This window comes from Kocuria massiliensis (assembly GCF_900169715.1).
Classification (GTDB): Bacteria; Actinomycetota; Actinomycetes; order Actinomycetales; family Micrococcaceae; genus Rothia; species Rothia massiliensis.
The window spans coordinates 345,620-357,128 of the sequence record NZ_LT835160.1; the positions used below are offsets into that span (position 1 = coordinate 345,620).

Genomic DNA, 11,509 nt, shown 5'->3' on the forward strand with positions numbered 1-11,509 from the left:
TTCCCTTTCAGTCATACGGAATCCGCGGGTAATTCGAGATCAGGAGGCCGGGGCCGCAGGATCGTAGCCGGCAATGAACACGCTTCCTTGGCCGGTGAACGTGAGCCGGTCCGCCGTGCCGATGTGTAGCACCGACCGCGTCCCAGACAACGAAACCTGCTCTTGGGGAGAAGCAATTTCGACGTCGCCAGCAACGCACAGGATCGCGGCCAGCCCATTGCACTCGTACGAACGCTCTTCGCCCGCGGTCACCTCCACGCGATCCAGGCGGAGCCGAGGATCCCACAGATCGTAGGTGGAGACTCCCGGCTGAACCTCCCGTCCCGCTCCCAGCTCCGGTGCCGGCTGCTCTTGCACGACGGTGGCGAGCATCTCTTTGACGTCCACGTGCTTGGGCGTGAGCCCCGCGCGCATCACGTTGTCGGAGGGGTTCATGATTTCCACGGCGGTGCCTTGAATGTAGGCGTGAATATACCCGTGCGGCGTATGCGCCGACTCCCCCGGTTTGAGAAAGAGCTGATTCATGGCCACAGCCACCAGAATCCCACGGTCCCCGGGATACGCGTCGTGAAGTAACAAGATCAGGTCGGCGACGGCGTCGACGGCAAATCCCGGCCGATCGCGACGCTCCGCCGCGCCTTCTTCGTCAAACGGATGGCGCAGGCTCCAGTCCATGGCTGCGTTGACCGTGGCTTCGACTGCCACCGAAGCGCTCGTCTCGTCCTTGGCGAAGAGCCCTGTGACGATGTCCGCGGCGTTATAGTCCGCCAATTCTGCCAACCACGTGAGGTTGAGGCACCGGGCGATCTCTTTGAGTTCGTTCGCCGGGCGGATGCCGGTCAGGATGCGAAGCGGGGAATACGCGACCACGGTTTCGGGCTTGGAGCGACGATCTTTGTAATTACGCTCTGCCGCGTCTCGCGAGATGCCCTCCGCTTCTTCCCGCTCGAAGCCTGCCGCAGCCTGCTCCTCGGAAGGATGAACCTGGAGAGACAGAGGGGAATCGATCGCGAGGATTTTGAGGAGATAGGGAAATTCTGTGAGGCCTTCCGGCAGAACGGTCGCTGGGTCCTCCTCGATGAGGTCGGCCAGCCGGCGCTCACCAAGATCCGTCGTCACTCGTGAGGAGGATTTTGGGTGCGCTCCAACCCAAAGCTCCGCTTCCGGTTGCTCCGAGGGCGCCTGTTCACCGCGTAACCGAGCGAGCGTATCGCGTGTGCCCCATGCGTAATTCTGAATCGGATTGTCCATGTTCATCAGCTGGCCCATAACGCACAATCCAACCACAACCGACGGCACAAGCGCAGGGACATGAGGCCCGTCACGCTCGCGATCCCGAGGAATTCCCGGAGCAGAACGTAGAATTCGAGGGTGAGCATTAACCTAAACGAGTCATTCAAGGCCTACGACGTTCGAGGCATCGTGGGCGAGACCATCACCCACGAATCCGTGCGCGCTACCGGTGCAGCTTTCATCGACGTCCTCGGTTTGGCCGGATCCACGGTTTTGGTCGGGGGAGACATGCGCCCCTCGTCCCCCGAATTCATCGACGAATTCGCGGCTGGGGCCACCGCTCGGGGAGCCGACGTCGTCAAGATCGGCTTGATCTCCACGGACGAGCTGTATTTTGCCTGCGGAGTGTTCGACGCGCCAGGCGTCACCTTCACGGCCTCTCATAATCCGGCCGAGTACAACGGCATGAAAATGTCTAAGGCCGGCGCCGTGCCCGTCTCTTCCGAGACCGGCCTCTACGAGATCCGCGACCGGGCGCAGACCTACCTCGCCGAAGGCATCCCGACCGCCGAAGAAACCGGCGTCGTCGAGGAACGCGACATCCTGAGCGATTACGCGAAGTACCTCCGCGAGCTCGTGGACCTTTCTGACATTCGTCCGCTGAAGGTCGTCGTCGATGCCGGCAACGGCATGGGTGGCAAAACCACCCCGGCCGTCTTGGGCGACGCCGTTCTGCCCGGGCTGCCGCTGGAGATCGTGCCGATGTACTTCGAACTCGACGGCACCTTCCCGAACCATCCTGCGAATCCTCTGGAGCCGGAAAATCTCCGGGACTTGCAGGCCGCCGTCGTCCGTGAAGGAGCCGACATCGGCCTCGCTTTTGACGGCGACGCCGACCGCTGCTTTGTGATCGACGAACGTGGCGAGCCCGTCACTCCCTCGGCCATTGCGGCACTCGTTGCGGAACGGGAGATCGAACGTGCCCAGGCTGCTGGCGAGGCCGAACCGGCGATCATCTACAACCTCATCACGTCGAAGGCCGTTCCCCAGCTGGTCGAGGCCAAGGGCGGTCGACCCATCAAGACCCGTGTGGGGCATTCCTTCATCAAGGCCGTGATGGCCAAGGAACGGGGAGTATTCGGCGGCGAACACTCCGCTCACTACTACTTCCGTGATTTCTTCAATGCCGACACCGGTATGCTCGCGGCGATGCACGTTCTGGCCGCGTTGGGCGCTCAACAGAAGCCGCTTTCGGAATTGGCCGAAAAGTACTCCCCTTACGTCGCCTCGGGTGAGATCAACTCCAAGATCGACGACAAGGTCGCGGCGGTACAGCGCGTTCGGGAGGGGCTGGCCGAGCAAAACGTCGAGATCGAAGAATCCGACGGCACGACCTTCACGCATCGGGACGAGGGCTGGTGGTTCAACCTGCGCCCCTCCAACACGGAGCCTTTCTTGCGCCTGAACGTTGAAGCACCAGATGTTTCGACCATGGAGCGCGTACGCGACCTGGCGCTGAGCCTGGTCCGCCAGGAAGGCTGAACTCCACTCAGATCGTGAGGCGATGATCCTCGAAAAAGGCGGCCCGGCAAATATTTGCCGGGCCGCCTTTCTACGAGCGTAGCGTTCCCATGACGACGCGCGGCCCGAAACGCTTCAGGTTTCGGACCGCGCGCAGGCTCGGGGAACGCCCTACCGTTAAGAATTCAGGCGCTGCTCCAACGCATCGCGCTGGCGACGAAGTTCCTCCGGCACGTGATCGCCGAGCTTTTCTAGCCACTCGTCGATACCCGGCAACTCGGCCTTCCACTCCTCGTGGTCAACGGCAAGGGCCTGTCGAATCTCGTCCTCCTGGCCATCCAGGCCGGTGAGGTCGAGGTCCTCGAGGTTCGGGACAATGCCGACCGCGGTGTTCCGGCCACCGCCCTCTCCCTGAAGGCGCTCGACGATCCACTTGACGACGCGCGAGTTCTCGCCGAATCCAGGCCACGCAAAACCGCCGTCGGCCGTGCGACGGAACCAGTTCACGTAGAAGACCTTCGGCATATTCTCTTCGCCGTACTTCTCCGCGACGTTGATCCAGTGCTTGAGGTAATCCCCAGCGTTGTAGCCAATAAACGGCAACATGGCCATCGGATCGCGACGCACGACGCCGACCTGGCCCTTAGCGGCCGCGGTGGTCTCAGAGGATAGCGTGGCCCCCTGGAAAACGCCGTGTTCCCAATCGAAGGATTCCGAAACCAACGGAACCGTGGTCTTACGACGTCCACCAAAGATGATGGCGGATAGGGGCACGCCCTCGGGGTCGTCGTATTCGGGAGCGAGGATATCGACCTGCTTGATCGGGGTGCAGAAACGCGAGTTCGGATGCGCGGCGGGGCGGCCCGAATCCGGGGTCCAGTCTTGACCCTTCCAGTCGATCAGGTGGTCGGGCTTTTCGTCCGTCATGCCTTCCCACCAGACGCCTCCGTCGTCGGTCAGAGCGACGTTGGTGAAGATGGTGTTGCCCTGTGCGACGCCGCGCATCGCGTTGGGGTTAGTGCTCCAGCCGGTGCCCGGCGCGACGCCGAAGAGGCCTGCCTCCGGGTTGATGACGCGGGGCTTGCCGGCTTCATCGAAGGTGATCCACGAAATGTCGTCTCCGACCATCTCGGCCTTCCAACCGTCGATGGTGGGCTCGATCATGGCGAAGTTCGTCTTACCGCACGCCGACGGGAAAGCGCCGCTGACGTAGTGGGTCTGGCCCTTGGGGTCGGTGACCTTGAGAATCAGCATGTGCTCGGCGAGCCAGGCCTCGTCGTGCGCGATAGCCGAGGCGATGCGCAGGGCGTAACACTTCTTTCCCAGCAAGGCGTTACCGCCGTAACCGGATCCAAAGGACCAAATCGCTCGCTCTTCGGGGAATTGAACGATGTACTTATCCGGATTGCACGGCCACGGAACATCGGCCTCGCCGTCGGCGAGCGGAGCTCCCACGGAATGGAGCGCCTCCACGAAGAAAGCATTCTGGCTCTCCATCTTGCGCAGCACCTCGCTACCGATGGTCGCCATGATGCGCATCGAGCACACGACGTAAGGCGAGTCGCTCAACTCGACGCCAAACTTGGGATCTTTGGCATCCAAATGGCCCATCACGAAGGGAATGACGTACAGCGTGCGGCCGCGCATGCATCCGCGGTACTTCTCCGTCAGGGTTTCCTTCATCTCTTCGGGATCCATCCAGTTATTGGTGGGTCCCGCCCCTTCACGGGTCTCGCTGCAGATGAAGGTCCGCTCTTCGACGCGTGCCACGTCGTCTGGATCGGAGAATGCGGCGAAGGAGTTCGGGAATTTTTCTTCGTTGAGCCGTACGAAGGTTCCTGCATCCACGAGTTCCGTGGTCAGCTGATCCCATTCTTCCTGAGAACCATCCACCCAATGGATGGCATCGGGCTGGGTCAGCTCCGCGACCTCGCGCACCCAGGTCAACAGTTTTTGATGGGTGGTGGGAGCCTTGTCCAAGGCTTCAGCAACGGCTGGCTTGAGCTTGTCGTTGTTTCCGACGGCGGTGTCAGTCATTATTTGTTCCCCTTAAGGAGGTTCCGGCCCAGGATCGAGCCATCACTCACGACGTTGTGTGGGGCGGTTCGGCACAACAGCCTCGATCCCATCAGCTCCGAATTTCGAACCGATCTTCACGAGGCCAGACCTATCACCCCTTGTGACATGAACCAGAGTAGCTTACAGGCCCTCGGAGAGGCTTCCTCTCGACCTGCGGCGGAGATCACAGCACCTGGAGTTGGTGATCCGTCAACCCGCATGTAAGGTAGTACCTGGTCTTGAGGCAGTTCACCTGCGAGAGACCATGCGCCTGTAGCTCAACGGATAGAGCATCTGACTACGGATCAGAAGGTTGGGGGTTCGAATCCCTTCGGGCGCACCACGGAAGCCCCGTCACCACCTGGTGACGGGGCTTCACTGATTAACGGTCGTAACGATTCACCGTGCAGTGGCGCAATGTATTTCCCAGCTGTTCACACACATATTCCGCACCCCTCGCCTGGGTAACCGTTGGACCTCATATCCTCAAGGTGCTCATCACTCCATGCATCAGAGGTTTTCATGTTTTCCGCATCCACATTGCGTTGTTCTCGCCGTCTTCGCGGCGTTACGTCCCTGGCCACGGCAGCCCTCCTTGCCGGGGCTCTCACGCCCGTCGCCGCCGCACCGTCCCAAGCGCTAGCTCCCATCCAAATATCCGAAATCTCCTACGCGGGAGACGACGCCTCCGATTTCGTGGAAATCTCCGGTGAACCTGGAGCGGACTTGAGCGGATATGTTGTCGGTTCGGTGGCTCGGGGCGGCAACCTTCAGGATGGCAAGCACCTCCAGACTCTTTCGGAAGGCACCACCATCCCTTCCTCGGGTTACTACGAGGTCAAGGTGCCCATCACCAATAGCGTCGATGCCGGATCCGGTGCGGACGGCAAGTATGGGGCCGCCGTCTTCGTGGCTGATCCCTCGGGACAACGCACAGACTTCGAGCAGATCGGTGGAACAGCCGGCGGTCGTGGAATCACGGCCGGTACCTCCCCATCCCTACCGGCTGGAATTCGCGGAGTACCGGCGGATCCGACTGGCGCCACGTCACCCACCGGCCAATCGATCCAACGCATCGATGGCACATGGAAAGCCGCGGCCCCCACTCCCGGCGTTGCCAACTCCACATCCGCTCCGGCTACGCCCGAGCCGTCCAGCTCGTCGTCCTCAACGAGCGCTGCCCCGCCGTCGACCTCCCATGGAACCCCCATTGCTGACATCCAGGGAACCACCGATCTATCCCCGGCAGCAGGCCAGACCAAAACGACGAGCGGCGTCGTGACCGCTGCATATCCGGATGGCGGCTTGAAGGGATACTTCATCCAGACTCCCGGAACCGGTGGGGATCAGGATCCGACTCCAGGCCGTTCTGACGGTCTCTTCGTCTACTCCCCCGCGACCGTGGGGCAAGTGGCTGTCGGCGATTACATTGAGGTCACCGGCACCGTGAGTGAATACCACGGGCAAACACAGATGACGGTGGATAGCGGAAATGAGCACAAGCTCGCCGACCAGGTTGAGCCGGTCCAACCCGTCACCGGTGCCTTCCCGGAAGATCCGGCCGCGCGCGAGGCGCTCGAGGGCATGCTTCTGCAACCGAGCGGTCCCATCACGGTGACCGACAATTACAACACCAACCGCTACGGTGAAGTCGGACTGACGAATGGCTCCACGGCACTTCCGCAATCGACCGACGTCGCCGCCCCCGGCGAGGATGCCAAGGCCATCGAAGCCCAGAACGCGAGCAAGGAATACCTTCTCGACGACGGCGGAACCGTGGACTACACCAGGGGCGCCAACGGAACCCCCGTCCCATACCTCTCCACCACCGACCCGTTGCGGGTCGGTGGAAGCGCGACCTTCAATAAGCCGGTGGTCCTCGGCTATGGATTCGATGCTTGGAGGCTCCAGCCCACGACGTGGCTGAACGGCAACAAGGCATCCGACTCCCCGGTGTCCTTCGCCAACAATCGCACTCCGGCTCCTGAAAAAGTTGGCGGAGACGTGAGCATCGCCAGTTTCAATGTGCTCAATTACTTTCCCACCACGGGTGATCAGTTGACGGGGTGCACTTACTACGAGGACCGCGCAGGAAATCCGGTGACCGTGAGCGGCGGTTGCGATGCCCGCGGTGCCGCCAACGCGGATAATTTCCAACGGCAGCAACAAAAGATCGTCGGTGCGATCAATTCGCTGGATACTTCGGTACTTTCCCTGGAGGAGATCGAAAACTCGGCTCGATTCGGCAAGAACCGCGACGAAGCGCTCCACCATCTGGTCGATGAGCTCAACAAAGCTGCCGGCACGAATAAGTGGAAAGCCGTGGATTCACCGGCCCAGCTGCCCAGCTCGGAGGATGTGATCCGCACGGCCTTCATCTACCAGCCGGCCAAGGTCAAGCCTGTGGGCGAGTCAACCATCCTGCTCGACGACCCCGCATTCGATAACGCCCGGCGTCCGCTGGCGCAGGCCTTCCAGCCCACCTCGGAGGGCAGCCAGAAATTCCTTGCCATCGTCAACCACTTCAAGTCGAAGGGTTCGGGCGCAGGTGCGGGGAACGCCGACACCGGTGACGGCCAGGGCGCTTCCAACGGATCACGTAAGGAACAGGCTCAGTCGCTGAGCACTTTTGCCGCCGCGCAGGAAGAAAAGGCCGGAACACAGAACGTGGTACTCCTCGGTGATTTCAATTCCTACACCCAAGAAGATCCCATGCAGATCCTCTACAAGGCCGGCTACCAAGACATCGGTTCCGCCAAGACGAATAAGCACACCTACCTCTTTGGTGGGCGCGTCGGGAGCATCGACCACGTGCTGGCCTCAGGTCCCATGTTCAGCAAGCTCTCGGGAGCCGACGTCTGGAATATCAATTCCGTGGAATCCGTGGGGTTGGAATATAGCCGGTATAACAACAACGTGACGAACCTGTATTCGGACGATCCGTATCGTTCCTCGGACCACGACCCGCTGTTGGTGGGCTTCGATACGAGGGCCGCAACCGGGAGCGGTCATTCCGATTCCTCGAATCCGACATCAGGTCAGGGACAACCGGGTTCCGGCAATGCTCAACCCGGGAACGTCCAGCCCGGCACGGGAGACGATCAACCGGCGGGTGGAGCCTCGACTCAGCCGGATCAGCCTCAGGGTGGCAATGGATCATCGGATGAAACCAGTCATTCCGCCGGAACCGCCCCATCGACCGGCACAGGCCACTCTCCAGCCCAGAATGACGCAGGGCAAAACCCGGGGGTGACGGCGCCCGAGGACTCGAACGGACCAGCTGACGACGGTATCTCCTCAGCCACGCCGTGGACCTCCACCGGGACTAACGACGGTTTCTATGACGGGACAATGGCCTCGGGGTCGCAGCCTACGGGTGACTTGGCTTCCACAGGCGCGACGGTCCTGCCTTACGTCATCATCGGTCTCGTGCTGCTTCTGGGAGGTGCCATCGCCGTCGTTGTCGGAGGCCGCCGGCGCACCGAACAGTCGTAAGTCGCACCGTACGTTTCCAGGGTGGGCGGCCGAGGTTACAGGGCCAAGTCCAACGGAAGGTCCGAAATATCCTTGAGCCGCCTGCCTTGAACCATGGTGTGCAGGAGGTCCGCCCCCGCCGGATCCGTCGCGGGGTCGATCGCGTCCAGGAGTTCGTGAAGACCTACGTGATACACGCAGTCGATATCCCCAGTCCCCAACGCCACGGCCGCGAGCCTGGACGGCATCGGCTCACCGGTCACCAAAACGAGGTGAGGGACGCGCCCCCTGCGATTGCGTATCAAATGACGCGCTTCGGAACGCACCTGCTCGGCGCGATCGCTTCGCAAGGTCCATTTGCACGCGACGACGGCGTGCAAGAGCGATTTTTCCTGCACCGCGGAACGGAGAGGGCTCGCCGAGGCCAGCGGGCCCAGAGGGTCCACGAGGCGAGCCGTGGCGTTGAGTTCGGAGTCGGCCACGGGGGCGCGAGCCACCACCACGTCCGGGGCAATGATCGACGAATCGTGGCCGATCAATGCACGAAGGTCACGATGGGCAGCGATGGCCTCCCGCAATCCGCTGACATGTTCATATTGTTCGAAAACGGTCGACGCGTCCTGAGCGCCTTGACCGTCCGCGACGTCGCCGAGTCGACGCACCGTCCACTCCCCCGGCCGCACAACATCCAGGGCGCGCATGACGGACTTCAGGTACGCAGCGACCGCTCGCTCAAAATTCCGCCGCACACCATGCCCGGGTGCGCGCCGCGCCTCCGGAACACCACCGATCCCGTCTGTCATCGCCTGGGCGTACCGGATGCTGGACGCGGAATCCTTGTCCGCATTCGAAGGGACTCCCGAATTCGGATCCATGACCAGTACTCGCTCGTCGAGTAACGCCCGGTGAAATACCCGACGCGCCTTATCCATAAGGTATTCCGGATCGTTACGGCGCGAGGCCGCAATTTCCGCGCGCGTCATCTCGGCTTCGGCTTCGCGGAGATTTGGAGGCTCGGGGGCCTTCGGGTCGGCACCCTCGACGGCATGAATCTCGGCCGGAGCACCTGGCTTCTCCGAAGCATCTGGACGACGTTTCGATTCCGGTTGTGCCCCCTCGCCGGCAAATTCGGTGAGGTCCAAAGAAAAGAGGAACTGTTCCTCCGGTTCATGCTGCGGGCGACGTCGACTCATGCATCCTCCAGATCCGTCAGTTTCCGACCAGATTACTCACTGTGCAGAAATATCACGCCGACCTATGTTTCACGTCACCTCTCGCAAAAGGGGTTATGGCCTCCTTGCGCCGCCTGCCTAGACTGTGAAGGCACGAAAATTTCACCCACAACGGGAGAGCAATGAGCATTAACATCACCGTGGTCGACGAGTCTGGGGACTCCAACGAAGTCGAGTGGAAGGACAACCAGACGCTCCTGGAATGCCTCCACAAGAATCAGTACCCGGTGCTCGCCACGTGCGGCGGCAATGCATCGTGCGCCACTTGCCACACCTTCATGGATCCGGAGCACTTCGAAGCCGGCGGAGATGACCGCACCGAAGAAGAAGAGGACTTGCTGGACATGATCGACGACGTCGCCAATGAGTACTCCCGGCTCGCCTGCCAAACGCAGTACAACGACGAACTGGACGGCGCCACGGTGACGCTCAAGCCCGGAATGTAGCAACTGATTCCCCACGCATGACGGGGCCGGCCTCCCGTCCCCGCTGGCACCACGTCATAAATCTGCCTACTCTAGGCACATGTACGACCGAACAACTCGACGCATCCGTACGGCGCTCACCGGGGTAACGCTCATCGCGTTCACCCTGGGAGCCAGTGCGTGCGCCTCAGGGAACACCTCGGGGCACGACGGCCAGGAGTCGAGCAGCTCGGCGAGCGCCTCGTCTTCTTCGACCGTTCCGAAACCGAGCCCCTCAGAGAGCGCGGCGACGACGCAGCCCGCCCCGACACCCACCGTGACCGAAGCGGAACCAACGCCACAACCGAGTGGCACCGTGGACCAGGCACCGGCGGAACCCTCACAGACCCCATCCGCTCAGCCGACCCAGCCCACGCCGAGTAACCCTCCGGGGCAGGAGCCTTCGTCGTCGAGTGAGGCGGCCTCGAGCGAAAGCTCTTGTGGCCGGGGCGATCTCCACGTTGCCGTCGACACGTCCAATGGTGCCGCCGGTTCGACGTACTACACCATGACTTTCACGAATTCCGGTTCGAACCCGTGCAAGATCTCCGGTTACCCCACGGTCAACTTCATCGGCGGCTCGGGACAAACCATCGGAGCCGCCGCGACCCCTGCCACGGACCTTGGAGGCACCGGGGCGACGCTGCAGCCGGGCGATTCCACATCAGCCATATTGCGGAGCACCCAACCGGATCTCTACGGATCGACGTGTGAGAAAACCAATGCCAGCGGACTGCGCATCGCCGCTCCGGGCTCCAAGGACTCCCTGGATGTCCCCTTCACCTTTTCCGCGTGCGGAAATCCTGCGGTGTCCCAGCTGTCCGTGAGCAAGGTGGGCGTCCAGGGCTGACCCGCCCTTGACTCTCAGAGCGTGAGGGTGGATTCCTCGTACGCGAAGCGCGGGGAGCGAGAATACTTCGGCTCGACGCCTTTACCGATGTTGACGACGACCACCGAATTCAGGTCGTAGCCGGCCAAGAGATCCTCGTCGACGCCGGATGCGTTGAACCCGGTCATCGGGCCCGCCGCGAGACCCATGGCCCGGACCGCCATGACGAAGTATCCGACCTGGATAAAGGCATTGTCCCGGCCCGTTCCGGCCGCAAGCTCCGGCTGATCCATATACATCTGGCCTACCTGCGGACGCGCCGGAAGGAAACGATCAAATTTGTGGTGCCATGTCTGGTCCATCGCCAAGACGGCGACCAGCGGGGCCTCCTGCGTCTTGGCCTGATTCCCGGCAATCATGTGGCTGACGAGACGATCCCGAGCCTCTCCCTTTTCCACCCACACAATGCGCAACGGCTGGGAGTTGAACGCCGTGGGGCCCATCTTGGTGAGCTCGTAAATGGCTCGCCGCTGTTCCTCAGTTACCTCAACATCCTCGAAGGCGCTCGCGGTGCGCCCGTTGAAGAGCAGGTCAATGTCCTGCGAGGTCATCTTCGCCTGAGTTGCGATATCGTCCATAGTTCGTCCTTTCCGCCGGAGCCGGACCTCGCGGGCCCTGCGCGCCCCTCAATATATTGC

At 61.9% G+C, this 11,509-nt stretch carries 9 protein-coding genes and 1 tRNA gene; 5 read left to right on the top strand and 5 right to left on the bottom strand.

Translation table 11 applies throughout. The annotated features are described in order from the left end of the window. Positions 1 to 39: 39 nt before the first annotated feature. Together manA and B9Y51_RS11405 are read right to left on the bottom strand one after the other, a co-directional pair. Positions 40 to 1,269, bottom strand: a complete 1,230-nt coding sequence (manA, locus tag B9Y51_RS03060; protein ID WP_085528725.1) for a mannose-6-phosphate isomerase, class I — start codon at positions 1,267 to 1,269, stop codon at positions 40 to 42. After that, positions 1,257 to 1,379 carry a hypothetical protein gene (locus B9Y51_RS11405; RefSeq protein WP_281252056.1) on the bottom strand — a complete coding sequence of 41 codons (123 nt, stop codon included), beginning with the start codon at positions 1,377 to 1,379 and terminating at the stop codon, positions 1,257 to 1,259. The genes manA and B9Y51_RS11405 overlap by 13 nt, the downstream gene beginning before the upstream one ends. Between B9Y51_RS11405 and B9Y51_RS03065 the strand changes: the two genes are divergently transcribed. After that, on the top strand, positions 1,372 to 2,775 hold the full coding sequence (locus B9Y51_RS03065; protein WP_048681260.1) for a phosphomannomutase/phosphoglucomutase: 1,404 nt from the start codon (positions 1,372 to 1,374) through the stop codon (positions 2,773 to 2,775). The genes B9Y51_RS11405 and B9Y51_RS03065 overlap by 8 nt on opposite strands. A 156-nt stretch (positions 2,776 to 2,931) precedes the next feature. Here B9Y51_RS03065 and B9Y51_RS03070 read toward each other — a convergent pair whose 3' ends face one another. Further along, complete coding sequence (locus B9Y51_RS03070) at positions 2,932 to 4,791, bottom strand: phosphoenolpyruvate carboxykinase (GTP) (protein WP_048681257.1); 1,860 nt, start codon at positions 4,789 to 4,791, stop codon at positions 2,932 to 2,934. Positions 4,792 to 5,079: 288 nt separating this feature from the next. On the opposite strand from B9Y51_RS03070, the gene B9Y51_RS03075 reads away from it, so the two are divergent. After that, positions 5,080 to 5,155 (top strand) — tRNA-Arg (locus tag B9Y51_RS03075). Between the two features lie 179 nt (positions 5,156 to 5,334). Then, a complete protein-coding gene (locus B9Y51_RS03080) occupies positions 5,335 to 8,307 on the top strand; it encodes an ExeM/NucH family extracellular endonuclease (RefSeq protein ID WP_085528726.1) in 2,973 nt (990 codons plus the stop codon). A gap of 35 nt (positions 8,308 to 8,342) precedes the next feature. Here B9Y51_RS03080 and B9Y51_RS03085 read toward each other — a convergent pair whose 3' ends face one another. Then, positions 8,343 to 9,479, bottom strand: a complete 1,137-nt coding sequence (locus B9Y51_RS03085) for an NgoMIV family type II restriction endonuclease (protein WP_085528727.1) — start codon at positions 9,477 to 9,479, stop codon at positions 8,343 to 8,345. A 161-nt stretch (positions 9,480 to 9,640) separates the two neighbouring features. On the opposite strand from B9Y51_RS03085, the gene B9Y51_RS03090 reads away from it, so the two are divergent. Then, entirely contained in the window at positions 9,641 to 9,964 is a 324-nt protein-coding gene (locus B9Y51_RS03090; RefSeq protein ID WP_048681230.1) for a 2Fe-2S iron-sulfur cluster-binding protein, read from the top strand. Between the two features lie 79 nt (positions 9,965 to 10,043). Then, positions 10,044 to 10,832: a DUF4232 domain-containing protein gene (locus tag B9Y51_RS03095; protein WP_085528728.1), complete on the top strand. Its 789-nt coding sequence runs from the start codon at positions 10,044 to 10,046 to the stop codon at positions 10,830 to 10,832. A gap of 14 nt (positions 10,833 to 10,846) precedes the next feature. Here the strand turns inward: B9Y51_RS03095 and B9Y51_RS03100 are convergent, their stop codons facing one another. Then, positions 10,847 to 11,449 carry a malonic semialdehyde reductase gene (locus B9Y51_RS03100; protein ID WP_048681221.1) on the bottom strand — a complete coding sequence of 201 codons (603 nt, stop codon included), beginning with the start codon at positions 11,447 to 11,449 and terminating at the stop codon, positions 10,847 to 10,849. Positions 11,450 to 11,509 lie beyond the last annotated feature (60 nt).